Annotated in this window: 14 protein-coding genes; 5 read left to right on the top strand and 9 right to left on the bottom strand. The window is 61.9% G+C overall.

The genetic code is table 11. The annotated features are described in order from the left end of the window. Positions 1–508 precede the first annotated feature (508 nt). On the top strand, positions 509–2,308 hold the full coding sequence (gene lepA / locus CBB63_RS11945; RefSeq protein ID WP_237278520.1) for a translation elongation factor 4: 1,800 nt from the start codon (positions 509–511) through the stop codon (positions 2,306–2,308). Between the two features lie 805 nt (positions 2,309–3,113). On the opposite strand, the gene CBB63_RS11935 is transcribed toward lepA, so the two are convergent. The 5 genes from CBB63_RS11935 to CBB63_RS11915 are packed head-to-tail and all read right to left on the bottom strand — an operon-like array spanning position 3,114 to position 8,353. Next, the gene (locus CBB63_RS11935; RefSeq protein WP_286699309.1) at positions 3,114–4,253 is read right to left on the bottom strand and encodes a glycosyltransferase family protein; all 1,140 of its coding nucleotides are present in this window, start codon (positions 4,251–4,253) and stop codon (positions 3,114–3,116) included. Further along, positions 4,250–4,831 carry a histidine phosphatase family protein gene (locus CBB63_RS11930; RefSeq protein ID WP_286699308.1) on the bottom strand — a complete coding sequence of 194 codons (582 nt, stop codon included), beginning with the start codon at positions 4,829–4,831 and terminating at the stop codon, positions 4,250–4,252. The genes CBB63_RS11935 and CBB63_RS11930 overlap by 4 nt, the downstream gene beginning before the upstream one ends. After that, positions 4,828–5,904 (bottom strand): glycosyltransferase family 4 protein, encoded by a 1,077-nt coding sequence (locus CBB63_RS11925; protein ID WP_353744265.1) that lies wholly within the window; start codon positions 5,902–5,904, stop codon positions 4,828–4,830. The genes CBB63_RS11930 and CBB63_RS11925 overlap by 4 nt, the downstream gene beginning before the upstream one ends. Continuing rightward, the gene (locus tag CBB63_RS11920) at positions 5,904–7,151 is read right to left on the bottom strand and encodes a glycosyltransferase family 4 protein (protein WP_286699307.1); all 1,248 of its coding nucleotides are present in this window, start codon (positions 7,149–7,151) and stop codon (positions 5,904–5,906) included. Before CBB63_RS11920 ends, CBB63_RS11925 begins: the two co-directional genes overlap by 1 nt. Next, on the bottom strand, positions 7,148–8,353 hold the full coding sequence (locus CBB63_RS11915) for a glycosyltransferase family protein (RefSeq protein WP_286699306.1): 1,206 nt from the start codon (positions 8,351–8,353) through the stop codon (positions 7,148–7,150). Before CBB63_RS11915 ends, CBB63_RS11920 begins: the two co-directional genes overlap by 4 nt. Positions 8,354–8,764: 411 nt before the next feature. On the opposite strand from CBB63_RS11915, the gene CBB63_RS11910 reads away from it, so the two are divergent. Together CBB63_RS11910 and CBB63_RS11905 are read left to right on the top strand one after the other, a co-directional pair. Then, on the top strand, positions 8,765–11,197 hold the full coding sequence (locus CBB63_RS11910) for a mechanosensitive ion channel family protein (protein WP_286699305.1): 2,433 nt from the start codon (positions 8,765–8,767) through the stop codon (positions 11,195–11,197). Between the two features lie 79 nt (positions 11,198–11,276). Further along, entirely contained in the window at positions 11,277–12,047 is a 771-nt protein-coding gene (locus tag CBB63_RS11905; protein ID WP_286699304.1) for an MBL fold metallo-hydrolase, read from the top strand. Between the two features lie 73 nt (positions 12,048–12,120). Here CBB63_RS11905 and CBB63_RS11900 read toward each other — a convergent pair whose 3' ends face one another. The 4 genes from CBB63_RS11900 to CBB63_RS11885 all read right to left on the bottom strand — a co-directional run bounded on the left by CBB63_RS11900 (position 12,121) and on the right by CBB63_RS11885 (position 17,990). Further along, a complete protein-coding gene (locus CBB63_RS11900; protein WP_286699303.1) occupies positions 12,121–13,275 on the bottom strand; it encodes an ABC transporter permease in 1,155 nt (384 codons plus the stop codon). Beyond that, positions 13,272–14,300 (bottom strand): ABC transporter permease, encoded by a 1,029-nt coding sequence (locus tag CBB63_RS11895; RefSeq protein WP_286699302.1) that lies wholly within the window; start codon positions 14,298–14,300, stop codon positions 13,272–13,274. Before CBB63_RS11895 ends, CBB63_RS11900 begins: the two co-directional genes overlap by 4 nt. After that, complete coding sequence (locus tag CBB63_RS11890) at positions 14,297–16,222, bottom strand: ABC transporter substrate-binding protein (RefSeq protein ID WP_286699301.1); 1,926 nt, start codon at positions 16,220–16,222, stop codon at positions 14,297–14,299. The genes CBB63_RS11895 and CBB63_RS11890 overlap by 4 nt, the downstream gene beginning before the upstream one ends. Further along, complete coding sequence (locus tag CBB63_RS11885) at positions 16,215–17,990, bottom strand: ABC transporter ATP-binding protein (protein ID WP_286699300.1); 1,776 nt, start codon at positions 17,988–17,990, stop codon at positions 16,215–16,217. The genes CBB63_RS11890 and CBB63_RS11885 overlap by 8 nt, the downstream gene beginning before the upstream one ends. A gap of 160 nt (positions 17,991–18,150) precedes the next feature. Between CBB63_RS11885 and CBB63_RS11880 the strand changes: the two genes are divergently transcribed. Next, a complete protein-coding gene (locus CBB63_RS11880; protein ID WP_009826237.1) occupies positions 18,151–18,645 on the top strand; it encodes a class I SAM-dependent methyltransferase in 495 nt (164 codons plus the stop codon). A 126-nt stretch (positions 18,646–18,771) separates the two neighbouring features. Further along, positions 18,772–19,866, top strand: coding sequence for a C4-dicarboxylate TRAP transporter substrate-binding protein (locus tag CBB63_RS11875; RefSeq protein ID WP_502695910.1), 1,095 nt, complete (start codon positions 18,772–18,774; stop codon positions 19,864–19,866). Positions 19,867–19,879 lie beyond the last annotated feature (13 nt).

Raw genomic sequence — 19,879 nt, 5'->3', positions numbered from 1 at the left:
CGTATGAGCCTTGATGCTCGAAGACCATCCGGACCGCACGCGCGCGAACCTCAGGTGAATAGCGATTTGCCATTTTGCTTTTTGTCATAACCGTCATCCTTACTTAAGTTGATGGTCTCCGACAAACTCGGGGCGATTCAGTTTCATCTTCATCTCAAAATTCCTTATTCGCCCGATCTGCAAGGGTGCAGACCATTTGAGAAGGCCGATCTAACGCCGCCGCCCGCGGGATAAAACCATAAGGCAGCCATACGAAATGCCGGTGTTGCAACATTGCTAAAGGGGGCGGTACCGCGCAGTACCGCCAAGCGCCTTGATATATTGGTGCTGGCGGCGGTATGCGGTTTCTGCATGGCAGGTGACCGCGAAAAAATCGCATCCCCCCTTTGACGTTTGCGATCAGAATGCAGGTAAATCCGCCGACGCGCGTCAAATGCCCTAAGGATCAAGGGGAGCAGGCGATCCAGCCCATTGACCAGCGCTTGAATCCGCACCATATCCTTGCCTCATGACACCACTTTCACATATCCGCAATTTCTCCATCGTCGCGCACATCGATCATGGTAAATCCACGCTCGCCGATCGCCTGATCCAAGAGACGAACACCGTTTCCCTGCGCGATATGAAAGCGCAGATGCTCGACTCGATGGATATCGAGCGCGAGCGCGGGATCACGATCAAGGCCCAGACGGTGCGGATCAACTACACCGCCCAAAACGGCGAGGAATATATCCTCAATCTGATCGACACCCCCGGTCACGTCGACTTTGCCTACGAGGTCTCTCGCTCCATGCGCGCGGTCGAAGGATCGCTGCTGGTCGTGGACAGCACCCAAGGCGTAGAGGCGCAGACGCTCGCCAACGTGTATCACGCGATTGACGCGGATCACGAGATCGTGCCGGTGCTGAATAAGATCGACCTGCCTGCGTCGGACTGCGACCGCGTGGCCGAGCAGATCGAGGATGTGATCGGGATCGATGCATCCGAAGCCATTCAGGTGTCTGCGAAAACCGGGCAGGGCATTGTCGAAACGCTTGAAGCCATCGTGCATAAGCTGCCCGCGCCTACCGGCACGCAGGACGCGCCGCTCAAGGCGATGTTGGTCGATTCATGGTATGATAGCTATTTGGGCGTGATCGTTCTGGTGCGGATCATGGATGGTCAGCTGAAAAAAGGCGACCGCATCCGCATGATGCAGAACGGGTCGGTGCACCACGTCGACCGTATCGGCGTTTTCCGTCCCGCCATGACCGAGATCGACAGCCTCAACCCCGGCGAGATCGGGTTTCTGACCGCATCGATCAAACAGGTCCGCGACACGCGGGTCGGGGATACGATCACCCACGAGAAAAAGGGCACCGAGACCCCGCTGCCGGGCTTTAAGCCAGCGCAGCCCGTGGTGTTCTGTGGTCTGTTCCCAGTGGACGCCGCCGAGTTCGAAGACTTGCGCGACAGTATTGAAAAGCTGGCGCTGAACGACGCGTCTTTCAGCTTCGAGATGGAAACATCCGCCGCCTTGGGGTTCGGCTTCCGCTGCGGCTTCCTTGGCCTGCTGCACCTTGAAGTCATTCGTGACCGGATCGAGCGCGAGTATGACATCGACCTGATTACCACCGCGCCGTCGGTTATCTATGACATCCACATGAAAGACGGCACGGTCGAGCAGTTGCACAACCCCGCCGACATGCCCGACCTGACCTTCGTGGACCACATCGAAGAACCGCGCATCAAGGCGACCATCCTTGTGCCGGATGACTATCTTGGTGACGTGCTCAAGCTGTGTCAGGACCGCCGCGGCATCCAGATGGACCTGACCTATGCGGGCAGCCGCGCGATGGTTGTTTATGATCTGCCGTTGAACGAAGTGGTTTTCGACTTCTATGACCGGTTGAAGTCGGTGACCAAGGGCTATGCCTCGTTCGACTATCAGATGATTGGCTACCGCGAGGATGCGTTGGTCAAGATGTCTATTCTGGTCAACGACGAACCTGTNGATGCGCTNAGCACNATGGTGCACCGCGACCGNGCCGAAATGCGNGGCCGNGCNATGGTTGAAAAGCTNAAGGATCTGATCCCGCGTCACATGTTCAAGATCCCTATTCAGGCGGCCATCGGCGGCAAGGTGATCGCGCGCGAAACCCTATCGGCGATGCGCAAGGATGTGACCGCGAAATGCTACGGCGGCGATGCCTCGCGGAAACGCAAGCTGTTGGATAAACAGAAGGCGGGTAAGAAGAAAATGCGCCAGTTCGGCAAGGTCGACATCCCGCAAGAGGCATTTATCTCTGCCTTGAAGATGGACAGCTAAGACGATTATTCCAAAAGGGGCGCTTCATGCGCCCCTTTTTCGTTGAATGACACCAAAGGTCAGGGCAGCNNTGTCATCTGTGCAGGCACCGCCCCACCGTCCAGCAGCCGCGCCAGACAAGCGTGGGTGAACCCCCAGATATCTTCGTCATGCACCAGGTGGTGGGTCAGAAACCCCAAGGGTTCCTGCGGATCCGTCAGCCCTTTGCGGCGGTCCTGCAGCAGTTTGGTGATATCCGCAATCAGCGTGTCCGGCGGCACAAGGCTGCGAGTGCCGCGCCAGAAAATCGGGTCGATATGGGTGTTGATCTGCACCAGCCCCGGGGCGGCAATCCGGTTNTNCCGCGGCAGATAGGTCGACACCCCGACATAGCCTGCGTCTGCCAGCACCGGCAGCAACCCATCGTCCAACCGGTTCCACGGCGGCACAAAGATCGGCAGCAGGTCGTCGCCGAAAAGCTGTTGCATCCGGTTCAGCGCTTGGGCNANCTCGTGGGCCGCNTCGGGGCGCGGGTGTCCGAACTCTNCCTTTTTCGCCCCGTCNGGCGCGTGGCTGATATGCTGCCAGCCATGCACCAGCGGACGGATCAGCGGACGGTCCTTGCTATAGGCGGCAAGCGCGGGTTCTGCATGTTTAGGGATCACGGCGATATGCACGGGCAGGGACAGATCCTCNGCCANTGCGGCAAGGCGATCCAGCGCGGGGGTTGGGGCGATGGCATCATCATCGCGCCACCAGATCGGCAGGNGCAATCCNTCTGNNCGCCATANNGCAAGCTCGGCGTCAAGANNGGNCCAATCCACGGTCATCGCGTGCCCTTTCGCATCGTCTCGGTCAGGGTGACCGTCCTCGCGGCCCCGTCAAACCCGTCTGTCTGCGCAGGCCGGGTCGGGGCGGCGTGCAGNGNTGCCAAGGCGGATAGCAACCTGTCCGGTGTCAGATCAGCGCTGCGCAGCACCTCGATCCCCGNTAGCGCGGACAGCGCATCGGCGCGCAGCCCCTGTTCCACCTCGTTGCCGGCGTCAAAGGGGACAAACAGCGCCCGCACCCCGCTTTGCAGCACATCCAGCGCGGTATTGTAGCCGCACAAAGAGACAGAGGCGGCGGCGTGATACAGCATCTGGCGGAATTCGGGGCGCGCCGGTTCGATCACCACATTCGCGGGGGCATNCTGCATCAGCGCGGCGCTGCGTGCGNCCGCATCCTGCCCCCCNAGCAGCAAGCGCCAGACCNGCCCCGCATCACGCGCGGCCGCGGCGCGGCAGGTGTCGAACACATGCGCGCCCACATCNCCGCCCCCNGCGCTGACGATAATCTCGCCCGCGCCAAGCCGGTCNGGATGGGGGCTGGCNGGGNGCGGTGCNACGAAACCGGTATAGCGCAGCTTGNCCTGCATCGCGNCNGACACCGGCCAGCTGAGCGAGAGCGGCGTCACGGCCTCGTCCGCATGGACCAGCACCGCATCGTAATACTGCGCAACCAGATCATCGGCCAGCTGCGCCTTNGCGGGTTTGGATGGCGGCGCGAGGATATCGCGTACCGATGCGCAGACCAGCGGGCGCGTGGGCAGGGCANCTGNGGCGTCAAGCAGGGCCATGAACTCTGCCTTGAGGGTGCGGCGCCCAAAGGGGAACAACTCGGTGATCAGCAGATCGGGGGCGCGGGTCTGGATGTGGGCGATCAGCATCTCGCGCCGCGCGGCCTTCAACGCTTCAGAGGCGACCGCACCGTCTTCATCCAGCAGCCGTGCGAAATCCACGCCGTCAGAGCGCAGCGGCGGCAGTTGCACCATGTCAACGCCGTCGCTGTTCAACTGCGGTGCGGGCATCCCGCCCGAGACGACCTGCACATCATGCCCCGCCGCCCCATAGGCGCGACCAAGGGTCAAGGCGCGGGCCAGATGGCCGGTGCCCAGCAGATGCGTGACGACGATGCTGACCTTCATAAGCGCGGCTCCAGTCGGATGGGATCAGGCTGGGCGGCCCAGCCCTTGGGCGAAATATCCAGCAGATATAAGCGGTTGCGCTTGATCTGAAAGGGGGCGGGGCCAGCGAAATCCCAGCCGGTCGCATGGGCCAGCAAAACACGCATCACGCCGATATGGCAGACGGCGACAGTGTCGCGCGTCAAGCCGTTGGCCCAAGGGATCAGCCGTGCGCGCAGGCTGTCGGGGCTTTCGCCGCCGGGTGGGGTGTAGCCCCAGCCCCAATCCTCGATATCGCGGAACCCGCTGGCGGGGTCTGCCTTAAGCTCTACGCCGTGCAGCCCTTCCCACTTGCCCCAGTCCATCTCCATCAGCGCGGGCGCGGTTTTCGGCGCGCGGTCTGCGACCAATCGGGCGGTTTCAGCGGCGCGAGACAGGGGGCTCGACACAAGATCGGCACGGTCCCAAGGTGCTGGCAATGCCAGTGCCGCCAGACCGGCGCGGGCGTCATCATCCAGCGGGATATCCGTGCGCCCCTGAATGCGGCCCGCACGGTTCCAGCTCGTGTGCCCGTGGCGGAGCAGGGCAAGCCGGATCACGGGCGCACCCCGCAGCTTTCCAACCCCGCCAGCAACGTCGCGGTGGCAGTGGGAAGCAGATGATGTTGCGCAACAAAATCGCGGGCGGCTTGGGCGCGTGTGTGGCGGAGGGTGGCATCCGACAGCAGCGCTGTGATCTGTGCGGCAAGCGGGGCAGTGCCGCTTTCCGGCGCGGGATAGGGGCCGGGGGCCAGCACATCGCGCACGCCGGGGCGGTCTTGGGCCACGACGGGCAGGCCCGCGGCCTGCGCCTCCAGATAGGCGAGGCCAAAGGCTTCGTTTACCCCGGGCCAGAACAGCAGCGATGCATGACGGTAGGCGGCGGCCATGGCGGTCGCATCAAGCTCCCCAAGAAACCGAACCGCATCGCCAAAGGGGGCCATCATCGTCTCTATCTCGGTGCGGGCGGGGCCGTCACCCGCGATATCCAACCGCCAGCTGTCTGCTGGCAGCAGGGCCAGCGTATCTGCGGTGATCTGATACGAGGCGCGTTTATCCCCGTCGCGCAGCATACCGACAGCCAGCATCGGGCCATCCAGCGCGGACGGCAGAGGCAAAGCGTCCTGTGCGAGAAACGGCGGTAGATGCACCAGCCGCTGCCCCGCGGTCTGATCGCGGCGCAGCGTTTCGGCATCGCGGTGCGTGAGGTAAAAGATCACATCCGCCGCGTCGCTTGCGGCCTCGGCAGCTTGGGCGAAACCGGCCCACGGGCCTGTCAGCCGTTTGCGCGCGCGGCTGGATTCGACCAGCAGATAGGGGATGCCAAGGGCGCGGGCAACGGCGGGGCCGATCAGGTCGGGGGCCTTGTAATAGTTATGATAGGTGATCCACGCCTGCCAGCCTTCGGTACGACCGCGGACGATGGCTTGGGGCACTTCGGCCTCGGCAGCATTGAACAGCAGGGTCTGCGCCGCGCTGTCGCCCGCTCCGTCGCGGCTGCGCAGGGTGCTGGCGACTGTAACCGTCGCGCCCCCCCGTTGCAGGGCAGTCATCAGCCCACGCGCGATCGCCCGATCCCCCGAGGGTACCGGATGATCAGGCGACTTTAACGGAGCGTAGAACGCAAGCCGCATCAGCCGCCCTGTGCCAGCATCGCCGTCAGCCGCTTGTGTAGCTGGCGAATGCCGGGGGCCATGGTGAACTCTGCATGCAGGCGGTCGTGGGCGGCCTCGGCCAGCCGAGGGCCAAGCGATGGATCCTCCGCAAAACACTGCATCGCCTCGGCAAGGGCGGCGGGGGCATCGTCGCTTAGCACGCCGGTGGTGCCGCTGGTGATGAACTCGGGGATGGCGGATACGGGCGTGCTGAGCAGCGGAAGCTTCTGGCTTGCCGCTTCCATCAGCACATTGGGCAGCCCGTCACGGTCACCGTCCTTGGCAATGCGCGAGGGCAGCACGAACAGATCGGCGGCGCGCATGGCCGCGATCACCTCTGGCTGGTCGCAGGCCCCGCGCCATGTGATCCGGTCGTTGATCCCGTGCGTTTCTGCGCGTGCTTTCATCGGTTCCGACAGGTCGCCGCCGCCGATATGGGTCCAGTGCCAGTCAAACTCGTTCGGCAGCAGCGCCAGCGCGTCGATCAGGTTGTCAAAGCCCTTCTTCTCGACCATGCGCCCGACAGACATCATCTGGAACGGGTCGCTTTTGGCGCGTTGGACCCGGGTTGGCGGTTCGGGGAAACGCGCCAAATCCAGCCCGTGATAGACCAGATCGATCCGGTCTGGGGCGGAGGTTAGCTTACGCAGATGTTGCGCGTTAAAGTCCGTGCAGGTGGCGCCAAAGGCGGCACCGTGGCTGGCGGGCTCCAGCTTTTCGCGCAACTCCCATTCGGGCGAGGTCCAGATGTCCTTGGCGTGGGCAGAAAAGCTCCACGGCAGGCCCCGCAGGATCGCGGCATAGCGCGCGACCGAGGACGGGGTGTGCAGGAAATGCGCATAGATGCCGCGGGTCTCGGCGGGTAGCTCATGTGCCATGACGCAGGCCTGCCCAAAGCGGCGACGGCGGTTAGGGGTGTCATCGCGCAAGAGGTCTTGTTGGAAAACTTCCCATGCCGCGTCGTAGCCGGGCATGGCTTTCGCGGCTTCTTGTGCTGCGGCCACACGTTCGGGATCGTCGCGCAGGTATTCCGGCAAATAGCGCACGCGCGCTTGTAGCCGGTCGTGCAACGGGTGGGTTTTCGTATCGGTCGGGTGGCGCAGCGACCAGATGTCGAAGCGCAGACCGGCTTCTTCAAGGGCGACAAGTTCTTGTGCGATGAAGGTCTCGGACAGGCGCGGCCAGCCTTTGACCACAATGGCGAGAGGGGCGGGGGTGTCGGTCATGCGCCACCGCCCATCAGGGCGCGGCCCCGTTCAACCACCACGTCAAGCCCGTCCAGCAGCCCGTCTGCACCGGCTTGCGAGGGTTTGTTCTGATGCGGCAGGTTGCGGATTGCGGCGATCATCGCCTGCGGTGTCATGCCATCACGGGTTTCTTCCAGCATGCGGACAAGCCCCAGCTCTTCGGCGCGGCTGGCACGGATCCATTGTTCCAACCGGGGCACGGTGCGCGGCACGATGACGGCGCGTTTGTCAAAAGACAGCACCTCGCAGAAGGTGTTGTAGCCGCCCATGCAAACCACGCCTTCAGCCCCGACATAAAGCTGTTCGATCCGGCTATCAAAGCCAAGCGCGGTCACCCGCCCGCCCAGCTTGGCCACCCGCGCGTCAAAGGCGTCGCGGACATCGCCGGACAGGAAGGGGCCGTAGATCAACTTGGCTTTTGGCGTCAGGTCGGGGTCTTGCTCGTAGGCGTCCAGCACCAGCGACACCATCGCGGCACCGTCCCCGCCGCCGCCGGGGGTAATCAGCACATAGGGCTCTTCGGCGGGGGGCGTTTCGTCCGGGGCCTCGCGGCGCAGGTAGCCGGTCCAATGCATCCGGTCGTGGGTCGCCTGCGACAGGGGCAGCCCCTTGGTCGGGTCATACACATCGCGCATGCCGTAGACCCAAATCTCGTCATAGTATTTCTCGGTCGCTTCAACCGCGCCCTTGCGTTCCCATTCGGCGGCCAGCACCTCGGGTTCGTCCAGCACGTCGCGCAGGCCCAGAACGACTTTGGTGGTGCCATTCTCGCGCAGCCAGTCAAGGCTGGGCAGCAGTTCCCCGCGAAAGCCCGTCGGCTCTTTATCCACGATCAGCAGATCGGGGGTGTATTCCTCGATCGCGGTGCGGATCAGACCGGCCCGCAGAGAGGTGACCTCGTCGATATCAAGGCCAAGCGTTTGCGCCACATAGCTGCCGTCGGCCAGCTTCGTCACGCCGGGAAGGCGGATGTGGTCGACGCCTTTGGGAAAGGTGAAACGCCCCGCGACGGGGGATCCGGTCAGGATGATGGCCGAGGCATCTTCGTCCCCGTCCATCAAGGCGGCAGCCAGTGCGCGCGACCGCCGTAAGTGGCCCAATCCAAAGGTGTCGTGGCTATAGAAAAGCACCCGCCGCGCTGGTTTGCCATTGCGGGCGTTGTTCGAGACCGTTTGGCGCATGGGCCGATCCTAACTTAGTCAAATATCCTTGGCCGCACCTATCAGTCTGGCGGCTAGAAAGCGTTTATTGTCAAAGGCAGGTGAACCCGTCCCGCCCGATGCACCCAGAAACCGAATACACTCAAATCACCTTGGTCTGCCGGTCGAACAGCCCAATAAGAATACCTTAGGCATCTATGGTGAACATGTCATGCATTTCAGCACCTTCCGCCGTCGCCGCCCCTGAATAGGCTGCGAAAACCGGCGTTTGAGCGGGCCAAGCCCGTGGGAAGATGCGGCGCGTGTCATATTCGGCGTCCTTCGCGGTTCATCGTCAGGGGGAGTAGGTGGGGCCGGGGGGTTAAGATTGCAATGGCACCGGGGGTGGCTTAGCGTCTCAAGACTGTTCCCCAAGGCCATGAGCGAGGACATATGCGGCATTTCATCTTCACCCTTCTTTTGTCGCTGTGGGTCTTGCCCTTTGCCAACGCCGCGACGGCGCAAGGGGTTCTGTCCCTTTTGCCAACAGCGCAGGAAACTGCCGTCAGCGATGCAGAAGGCGACGCCGCACGTCTGCAAGAGGTCATCAGACAAGCCGCTGAAAGCGGGGTGAGCGNGGTGGTGGTCGATAGCGNGGGCCANTTGTTGAACCAGNCCGCATCTGCCCAACCGNNCGAGGNNGACCGGCAAGAGGCGGCGCTGGCCAAGGAAACCTCTGCGCTGATGCACCTGCAAGAACGGGGCAACCAGTTCCGCACTGCCTTGATCGAACGCATCGTGCAGTTGCCCGACGCGATCAACGAGGTGATCTATATTCTGCGGGCCGCCAGCCCGGACGGCACGCTTTGGGCCTTTGGTGAGACGCTGCTGGTGGCGCTCGCGCTGTTTGCCGTCGGGGCCGTGGTCGAGGTAGAGCTGTTCGGCAAGCGAATGGCACGCGGCTTCGTCACCGCCAAAGTGCAGGCGAACCCCGTCGGCTATACCGAAAAGATGCCGTTTCTGGTGTTTCGGTTTTTCATGGGGATCATCGGCGTTCTNGTGTCGATGGTGGTGGCCTATATTCTGGGCACGCTGCTGTTTGGACCGCTTGAAGACACGGCGATCCAGTTCACTGTCACGCTGATCAACATCGGCTATTTCGTCTGTCGCGTGGCCGCGGGCCTGTGGCGGATGATCCTGTCACCCTTCCTGTCGCAATACCGCATCCCTGTGTTCAGCGACCGCGACGCCAAACGCCTGCACCGCTGGCTGTGGATGATGGCAAGCCTTGATACCGTCGCGATCCTGTTCGGTATCTGGATCGCTGAACTGGGGCTGAATTATGATGTCTATGCTTTCATCGCCTCCCTGATGTCGGCGGCGATCGTCGTGGCNAATATTCTGATGATCTGGGTCAACCGCCGCCCCATTTCAAACGCGCTGCGGCAGGGCAAGCCCGCGTCGGAATGCAGCGCCGTGGGGCGNTTTATGTCGCGGGCCTGGGCACCGCTGGTGGTGGCCTATGCGATTTTTGCCTGGTTCGAACTGACCTATGATCTGGTGCTCGAGAACCCGAGCTCCGTGCCTCTGATCGCGGGGGCCTATGGTATTCTGGTGTCGATCATCGTGGTCTACGGNGTGATCAACTATGCTATTGAACGCGGTTTTGCCCGCGCGCGCATGATGCGCCGCCTGAACGAGCTGCGCCGCGAGAAGCGCGCTGATGCCGCCCTGGACGAGGACGCGCCCGAGGCCGCCGGCACAGCGCAAGCGGATGACACCATGTCGCTGGACGAGGCTGACAGACAGGCCGCAATGGTGCCACGCCAAAGTCTCACCAGCTTTGAAGGTCTGGCGCGGCGCGTGGCCGGTATCCTCGCCTTTGTTACGGGGGCCTATGCGTTCTTCTATATCTGGGACACAGAGGCAACNTTGATGGTCGAAAGCCANGCGGACAAGCTGCTGGACGTGATGGTGATCCTGTTTATCGGCTACGTCGTCTATCACGCNTTCCGCATCTGGATCGACAGCAAGATCGAGGCCGAAACCGCCGACCAGCCCGAGGCNGAACTNGGCGACGAAGGCAGCGGCGCGTCCTCTGCCAGCCGATTGGCAACGCTGCTGCCGCTGTTTCGCAACTTTGTCCTGATCGTTCTGATCGTGACCATCGCCCTNATCGTGTTGATGGAATTCGGGATNAATGTCGGCCCGCTGTTCGCCGGCGCAGGGATCGTCGGTGTTGCCGTCGGCTTTGGCAGTCAGGCGCTGGTGCGCGATATCTTTGCCGGCGCGTTCTTTCTGTTCGACGATGCCTTCCGCAAGGGGGAATACCTTGATGTGGGCGGCGTGAAGGGCACGGTCGAGAAAATCTCGGTCCGGTCGTTCCAGCTGCGCCACCATCTGGGCGCGCTGCACACCATTCCCTTTGGCGAGCTGCAGGTGATGACCAACTACAGCCGCGACTGGGTGATCATGAAGCTGCCGTTGCGGGTGACCTATGACACCGATGTCGAACGCGTTCGCAAGCTGATCAAAAAGCTTGGCATCGCGCTGCTGGATGATCCGGTGATCGGCGACAACTTTATCCAGCCGCTGAAATCGCAGGGCGTGATTGAAATGCAGGATTCCGCGATGATCATCCGAGTCAAGTTCATGACCAAACCGGGGGATCAATGGCTGGTGCGCAAGAAGGTCTATGAGGAAATCCGAGCCTTGTTCGAGCGCGAAGGAATCCGTTTTGCCCATCGGGAGGTCACTGTGCGTCTGGCCGACGGCAAGGTCAAAGACCTGAGCGACGAGGAACGCGATGCGGTGACCGCAGCGGCGCAGGCATCGCTGGAAGAAGAGGCACAAACCGGCCCGGAACCGGGCGGNGACGACCGATAGCCTTGTCTCGCGCAGTTGTGACATTGAAACGGCGGCGGCGGGCGCTAGCATCATCNNCACCTGCAACAGGAGAATTCCCATGAAACAGTCCAGACGCCAATTCCTGACGACCACCGCCGCCACCGCCGGGGTTGTGACGCTACTGCCTTATGCCGCGCAAGCCGCGGCGCACGGCGGTAATATGTTCCCCATGACCGGCGGCGAGGTCAAAGTGCACCCCATCGACCACGCGTCCTTTGTGATGGAGACGCCAGCCGGCGTGATCTACTGCGATCCCGTGGGCGAGGTCGCCAACTACAGCGATTTTGCCACCCCCGATCTGATCCTGATCACCCACGAGCANGGCGATCACTATAACGCCGAAACACTGGCCGGTGTGGTGGGCGAAAACACGCAGATCCTTACCAATCCTGCCGTTTTCGACATGCTTCCCGAGGCGCTGAAGGCCAAGGCGAATGCACTGGCCAATGGCGAGCAGGCGATGTTCAACGAGGTCTCGATCGAGGCGATCCCCGCCTATAACACCACCGAAGAACGCAAGCAGTTCCACCCGCAGGGGCGTGACAACGGCTATATCGTGAACCTCGGTGATTTCCGCGTGTATATCTCGGGCGATACCGAAGCGACGCCGGAGATGCTGGCGCTAGAGAATATCGATCTGGCGTTTGTCTGTATGAACCTGCCGTTTACCATGGACGCGACCTCGGCCGCGGCTGCGGTGTCGACGTTCAAACCCTCNTTCGTCTACCCCTACCANTACCGTGGGCGCGACGACGGCACGCAAGACCCCGCCGCCTTTGCCGCTATGGTCGGCGAGGGGATCGAAGTCAAAATGGGCGACTGGTACTGACCCGGCGCAGCGGGGGGCCAGCCCCCCGCACCCCCCGGGATTTAGACCATTTGGAACTGAAGGCCCCANTGGGTCAGGATTTATACGGATCAAGNCTTGCGCGCAGACCATCGCCCANNAAGTTGAACGCNAGCACCACGACGATGATCGGCAGCATNGGAATGGCGGTCCACCAGTAGATTTCGATGCTCGCCAGATTTTGCGCGTCATTCAGCATGACGCCCCAGCTGACGGCGGGCGCGCGTAGACCCAACCCGAGGAAGCTAAGCGCGGTTTCCCCAAGAATCATCGCCGGGATNGATAAGGTCGCGCTGGCGATTAGATGCGACATGAAATTCGGCAACAGGTGTTTGCGGATCACCCGTGCGGGCGACGCGCCCATCATCTCGGCCGCTTTGACGTATTCCTCTTCACGCAGGCTCAGGAATTTTGACCGNACCGCCCGCGCCAGNCCGGGCCAGTCCAGAATGCCGAGGATGATCGAGATGATAAAGAACACCGACACCGGNCCCCAGTTCGACGGCACCGCCGCCGAAAGTGCCAGCCAGAGCGGGAGCTCTGGCAAGGACCGCAAAATCTCGATCGCGCGGTTGACCAGCCAGTCCGTCTTGCCGCCGAAGTAACCGGCCAGCGATCCAAAGAAGATCCCCAGCACAAAGCTGACCGTGATGCCGATCAACCCCACCGTCAAGGANAGCTGCGCGCCATAGAGGATGCGGCTGAACACATCGCGCCCCAACCGATCCGATCCCCAGAGAAACACCGTCGCCCCGTCAGGCGCNCANAACAGGTGGGTGTCGCTGGGNATGACAGCAAAGAGGTGGTAGGTTTCACCCTTACAAAAATACTCAATCTTGCGCGGGTTGCTGGTATCGGTGTCGTANNCCCAGCGGAAATTCACCAGATCCGCAGTGCCCGTCGTCTCGTAGACAAAGGGGCCGATGAAACTGCCCTCGTGCCAAAGATTGATGCTTTGGGGTGGCGCGTAGATGTGTTCGGCATTGCGCTCGTTTGGTGTGTAGGGCGCGATGAACCCCGCCACTGGCAAGATCAGATAGCAGAAGGCCAGAAACAGCCCGGATACCAGCGCCAGCTTGTGCCGCCGGAACTTGCGCCACATGAGCCGCGCGACAGAGGCGTCCATCTCGGCGCGCTCAGGCGCGGAAAGATCGGCGTCGTCGGTCCAGGGNGTGGTGTCGACAAAGCGGTTGTCCGGCTGGATGCTCATGAGCTGCGTGCCCCGTAACGGATGCGCGGATCAAGCAGGACCAGCAGCATGTCAGAGATCATCGTGCCGATCAGCGTCAGCAGGGCCACGAACATCAGNATGAACGCCGCGAGGAACTGGTCTTGGGACTTCAGCGCCACCAGNAGATAGGGCCCGATGGTTTGCAGGCCCAGCACCACCGATACCAGCACAGAGCCCGACACCATTGCAGGCAGCAGGTTCCCGATATCCGCGACAAAGGGGTTGAAGGCCACGCGCAGCGGATATTTCGACAGCAGNCGCGCGGGGCCCATNCCCTTGGCCTTGGCGGTNTCCACATAGGGTTTATCAAGNTCGTCGAGCATATTCGCCCGNAACCGCTGCATCATCGCGGCGGCNCCGGCGGTGCCGATCACAAAGGTCGGAACGATCAGGTGCAGCAGGACTGAGCGTACTTTCTCCCATGACATGGGCTGGCCCTCAAGCTCGGGGGCCATAAGCCCGCCAATCGGCAGGTCAAAGTATTTATGGCCATAGTAAAACAGGATCAGGGCCAGCAGGAAGTTCGGTGTCGCGAGCCCGAGGTAGCCCAGAAAACCGGCGGTATAATCGACCCAGGTCTCGGATTTGGCAGCGGCGAGCACCCCAAGCGGCAAGGCGATAAGATAAACGAATAATACGGCGGCGAGATTGACCAGCACCGTCATCCATAGCGCATCGCCGACGATTTCGCCCACGGGGCGGTCAAACTCGAACGACCAGCCGAAATTGCCTTGGATCAAGCCGGCAAACCCTTGCGGCCCCGGCACCATGCCGACCCAGATCAGGTATTGTTTCCAGATCGGTTCATCCAGCGCGTATTCGTGACGCAGAAACTCGGCCTTGGCGACGCCTTCGGCCTGACCCGTCGCGCGCAACTCGGCGATCTGGTTCGACAGATAGTCGCCGGGGGGCAGGTTGATGATGACGAAGACCAGAAGCGAGACTACCCAGAGGGTCAGTAGCATGGTGATGAAACGCCACACGGCGTATCGGAGGAAGATCATCGGCTTACCTGCACATGGGGGTCTTGGAAGTAGAATTCGTCGATGCGGTGAATGCCGAAATGCGCGCCGGGATCAAAGGCCCAGATTCCATGCTCCGGTACATTCATCAGATCGTTTGAGACGACGACGGGTTGCGGGGCCTCGGCCAGCACGCCGATGGCGAATTGCTGTTCGGCGTGGATGGCGAGCATCCGCTTCCAGATGTCTTCGCGCACCTGTGGGTCGTCGGTGTGGTTCCAGTCATTTGCCAGCAGCATCAGCCGTTTCGCGGGCTGCATATCGGGGGGCGACCCGGCCTGTCCGACTGTTTGGTAGTATTGTCCCCACATCGGCCAGGCAAAGAATTCCTGATTGGTGGGTGCCAGATAGGAAGGAGAGGTCGACGGCCCCGGAAGCCCGTTGTCCCAGCCGAACCAGACCGAGGCCATGGTCCGCCCCGCATAGATCCGATTGCGCAGGATATCGCGGTCCAGCGGGCGCATGATCAGGCGGATGCCCAGATCACGCCACGTGTCCGCGATGATCGCCAGCGCGTTTTCTTCCTCGCTGCGTTCGCCAGCGGTTTCGATCACGAATTCCATCGGGCGGCCATCGGGAAGCTTGCGGAGCCCTGCGGGGGTGCGGTCGGTCAGACCCATATCATCCAGCAGCGCGTTGGCGTGGGCGAGGTTCATCATGGACCACGCATGTGTGTTGTCGTCGTTGTAAAGCGCGCTTTGCGACAGGGCGGACATGCCGCCTTCGCTGGCGAGGCCGAAATAGAGCGCGCGGTTGATCATGCGTCGATCGATGCCGAGGCTCAGGGCGCGGCGAAAACGCACGTCGCGCATGACCTCGCGCCACACGGGGTCGGCGAAGTTCAGGTTGGGATAGATGGCGATCTGGCTGGCGGCACCGTTGGCCCAAAGCAGGGTGCGGTATTTGCCGCCGTCCGCCTCGCCTTTCTTGAGGATCGCGACATCGGGGAAATCGAGCCCGCGCGCCTGCAGGTCGACCTCGCCCGCGTTGGCCTTGGCCGCGATCAGCCCGCCGCCGACCACGGTCATCTGCACCACGTCGATATAGGGCAGCTGCACGCCGCGGCTGTCGATACGGTGGAAATAGGGGTTACGCACAAAGAGCTTGCGCGAGCTGTCCTTGTCCGAGGTGTTGATCCACGGCTGCAGGGTCGGCAGCGCGGGGTTGTCGAACTTGTACATATTGTCGCGCTTGTTGTGCAGCGCGGCCCAGCTTTTGACCCGCGCGGCTTTGATCTTTTCGACCAGCGCATCGGGATCGGCGAACTTCTTGTGGAACTGCGACAGGTAGTGGGCGGGGCGATAGATGAACGGTGGGCTTGCTTGCGCCAACAGCGGCAGGAAGTTCGGATTGGGGATCTGCCATTCGAACACGACCGTATGTTCATCGGGGAAGGTGACCTTTCCCAGGCGGTTGTCCACGATCATGAAATCCGGCGGCCCGCTGGGGGTGATGTCCGGGTCGTTGGCAACATTTTCCCACCAGTAACGGAAATCATCCGAGGTAAAGAGCATGCCGTCTGACCAGCGGTGACCGGGGCGCAGGTGAAGCGTAAATTTGCGCCCTTCTTCCACGTCCACCGCGGCGAGGATATCGGGGGCAAGCGTGTAGTCAGGCTGATACCCTACCAGCCGCGCGTAGCCGTAAACGACCATTTGCCGCACGTCCTTGGTGCGCGAGATCAACGTGCGTAGCGTACCGCCCTGACGCCCAAAGCTGCGGCCCTTGGCTTCGAGGTCGACGACCAGCGGCTCTGACGGGATGCGGTCCTGCACGTGAGGCAGGCTGCCGGCATTGACCTCTTGCGCCCAAAAGCTGCTTTCTTGCAGCACGGGTCCGTCGCTATGCGCGGCAAGGGGCGCGAAGGCGAGGGTCGCGGCGAGGGCAAGGAAGAACTTACGCATGACAACGTACCTTATGGCCGGGCTCAAGCTCTCGCAGGGCGGGGGCGTGATGGCCTTCAAAGCGGAACTGTTCGGGCCAGAGCATGGGAGAGCCCGCGCCCTTGGCGACCAGATCAAGATCGATGGGCCGGCTGATGTCGGGTTCGGGCTGTGCCGCGATCAAGGCGCGGGTGTAGGGGTGTTGCGGATTGTAGAACAACGTGTCGGGCGGGGCCTGTTCGACGATAACGCCAGCGCGCATAACCGCGACCTCGTCCGCGATGCGGGCAACGACCGCCAGATCGTGGCTGATGAATAGGTAGCTCAGGTTGGCGCGGTCGCGGATGTCTTCGAGCAGGGTCAGAATTTGCTCTTGGACCGAGACATCCAGCGCCGAGGTGGGTTCGTCGCAAATCAGCAGCTTCGGGTCGAGCGTCAGCGCGCGGGCAATGGACAGCCGTTGGCGTTGGCCGCCTGAAAACGCATGCGGGAAACGGCCAAGCATATCAGGGTTCAATCCGACCCACCGCAGCATTTCGGCCGCCTTTTCGCGGCGGTCGCGGGCGGTGCCGATGTTGTGCACCTCCATCGGTTCGGTCAGGGCTTGCTGCACGCGCATCCGCGGACTGAGCGAGGAATACGGGTCTTGAAACACCATCTGCGCTTGCCGTTGAAATGCGGTGCGCTCAGTGGGCGACAGATCATGCACGGCCAGCGGTGCGGCGGCGGGGTCGGGGCGAAACAGCACTTCGCCGCCGGCATCGGGACGTTCGGCCCCCATGGCGATGCGGGCGCAGGTGGTCTTGCCCGATCCGCTTTCGCCGACAATCGCCAGCGTCTTGCCGCGGGGCAGGTGCAGGTCAACGTGCTGGCAGGCGGATACGGACACCGGCTTACGCCAGCCGCCCGCCCGCATGGTGTAGGTCTTGGACACGTCGCGCAGATCAAGGATCACATCGTCTGCGGGCTTCGTGGATGCGGGGGCAGGGGCGGCCACGGCGGGGATCATCGGGGCGGCGGCGAAGAGCTTGGCAGTGTAGGGGTGGGCAGGGCTGCCCAACACGTCTTGCGCATCGCCCCGTTCCATCACGCGGCCCTTGTTCATCACCACGACACGCTGCGCCATATTCGCCACGACGCCCAGATCATGGGTCACAAGGATCACACCCATACCGGTTTCTGCCTGCAACGACCGGATCAGCCCGAGCACCTGTGCCTGTGTCGTCACATCCAAGGCGGTCGTCGGTTCGTCCGCGATCAACAGCTCGGGCTTGGCGACCATGGCCATAGCGATCATCGCGCGCTGGCGCATCCCGCCGGACATCTCGAACGGATAGCTTTTCCAGGCGCGCAGCGGATCGACAAAGCCGACCTTCTCAAACTGTTCGAGCACTGCACGTTTGGCCGCCCTTCGTCCCATATTGCGGTGCAAACGCAGCACTTCGGCGACCTGATCGCCAAGCCTGTGCAGCGGCGATAGCGACCGCATGGGCTCTTGAAAGATCATCGAGATGCGATCCCCCCGAATGGCGCGCATCTTCTTTGCGGGGAGGGACAGCAGGTTGACGGCACCCTCGGCCCCGTTGAACCGGATCGACCCGCCGCGCATCTGTGCCGCATCGGGCAGCAGGCGCAAAACCGACCGGCAGGACAGCGTTTTGCCAGACCCGCTTTCGCCCACCAGCGCGAGGGTCTCGCCCGCGTTCAACGCAAAGCTGACGCCGTCCACGACCGACGGGCCGTTGCCGAAACCGATCGATAGATCATTTACTTCAAGAAGGGGGGCCATTGTCATCCCAAGCGGGTCAGAGCGATCATTACCTATCGAGTGAAGCCGATAAACACCCAAGCGTCTAGGGGGCAGCGCAAAAACCAAGCGTCAGCGGTACACAAAGCGGGGCGGCGTCCCCATGTTGCATCAGTACGACCAAACCCGAAGGAGAACCGTGATGAGCCGCCTGGACATATTTATCAACCGTATGGTGTCACAGCGTGCGTGTATCGACCATGCCGCCGCCCTGACGCAGACAATGACGGGCCCGGTGTTCGAGCTGGGATTGGGCAATGGCCGTACCTTTCACCACATCCGTGAAACGATGCCCGACCGCGATATCTTTGTGTTTGAGCGCGCGGTTGCATCGAATCCCGATAGCACGCCCGAGGACCATCAGCTGATCCTGGGCGATGTGCACGAAACCCTGCCTGCCGCGCGGGCGCGCTTTGGTGCGAATGCGGCTCTGATTCACGCGGATCTTGGCGGGCATAACCTTGCAAAAAACGATGCTTTCGCGCGTGAAATCTCGCCCTTGATCGAGCCGTTATTGGCCGTCGGGGGCATCATGGTGTCCAGTGACCGGATGTATTTCGACAATTTGATCGAAATCCCCTTACCACCTGAAGCTGTGGAGGGGCGCTGCTTCATGTACCGCCGAGAGAAGTCATGATATGAATTAAGTACTTGATACGTAATGGTTAAATAGTAAGCGGCGTCGGTATTCCGGCGCCGCTTTAAGTTTCGCTTGCACGTTCCATATCCCCTCCCTAGTGTGCGCCCGAGACATAGTGAAACGATGTTTCGCATGGTAAAACAATTCTTGGGAGGGAATTACATGTCCTTTTTGAAAAACCTATCTTTCGCTGCTGCAATGACTGTGGCGGCTTCCGTTGCCGGTGCTGAAACGGTGCTGATCCACGGCGAAGCGGGCCCGAATCGCGGTGCCCGTGCAGACGCGTTGCAGTGGTTCGCCGACCAGGTTGCAGAGCGGTCGGAAAACGATCTGCGCCTCGACATCCAGTGGGGCGGCGCGCTGTTCAAGGCGAACGCGGCTGTACAGTCCATCGGTGACGGTGTGGCGGATATGGGGTCGGTGATCGCGGTGTATTACCCGCAGGAAATGGCCGCCTATGGCATCGCTGACCTGCCCGTGAACAACCCAGACGCCTGGGTCGGTATGCGCGCCACGGACGAACTGATGCGGTCGAACCCCGCGATTGCGGAAAACCTGGCTGAAAAGAACCTCGTGTACATCGGGACATGGACCACAAGTCAGGTGAACATCGGCTGCAAGGGCGACGCGATCCGTTCGGTTGCCGATATCGCCGGCAAGAAAGTACGCGGCACAGGGGCCTATGGTAAGGTCTTTGACGACGAAGGCGCAAACATGGTCAACATGTCGATCTATGACGCGTACCAAGGGCTCGACACCGGTCTGATCGATTGTAGCCAAGGGTATTCCTACGCTGTTGCCGCGCTGAAGCAGGCCGAAGTCATGGACAACTACACCCTGCTGAACTGGGGCCAGGTTGGCGGCGTCGGCATCTTCATGAACAAAGACATGTTCGATGCGCTGTCCGAAGATCAGCAAGCTGTGCTGCTGGAAACCGGTGCNGATCTGTCCGATGAATTCGGCCGCATGATCACNACCGCGAACGACAACGCCATTGCCGCNATGAAAGAGCAAGGNGTCGAAGTNTTCGANCTGCCCGCGGAAGAGCGCGCCAAGCTGGTCGAAGGCGGCGAGAAGTATCTGGCCGAGTGGGTCGAGACAGCCAACCGCACCGGNCTGCCGGGCGAGCAACTGCTGGAAGACTACAAGGCGCTGATCGCCAAATACACGCAAGAGCGCGACGAGAACGGTTACCCTTGGGCCGCTGACAACAATTAAACACAAGCTTTGG

The organism is Sulfitobacter sp. TMED3 (genome assembly GCF_002167505.1).
In the GTDB taxonomy this organism is placed as follows: domain Bacteria; phylum Pseudomonadota; class Alphaproteobacteria; order Rhodobacterales; family Rhodobacteraceae; genus Sulfitobacter; species Sulfitobacter pontiacus.
This window is presented reverse-complemented; position numbering and strand designations above follow the sequence as displayed.

Excerpts from the sequence above, each read along its gene's own strand:
- CBB63_RS11920 (WP_286699307.1), bottom strand. The coding sequence starts at position 7,151 with ATGACCGACACCCCCGCCCCTCTCGCCATTGTGGTCAAAGGCTGGCCG.
- CBB63_RS11890 (WP_286699301.1), bottom strand. The coding sequence starts at position 16,222 with ATGCGTAAGTTCTTCCTTGCCCTCGCCGCGACCCTCGCCTTCGCGCCC.
- CBB63_RS11925 (WP_353744265.1), bottom strand. The coding sequence starts at position 5,904 with ATGCGGCTTGCGTTCTACGCTCCGTTAAAGTCGCCTGATCATCCGGTA.
- CBB63_RS11880 (WP_009826237.1), top strand. The coding sequence starts at position 18,151 with ATGAGCCGCCTGGACATATTTATCAACCGTATGGTGTCACAGCGTGCG.
- CBB63_RS11885 (WP_286699300.1), bottom strand. The coding sequence starts at position 17,990 with ATGGCCCCCCTTCTTGAAGTAAATGATCTATCGATCGGTTTCGGCAAC.
- CBB63_RS11915 (WP_286699306.1), bottom strand. The coding sequence starts at position 8,353 with ATGCGCCAAACGGTCTCGAACAACGCCCGCAATGGCAAACCAGCGCGG.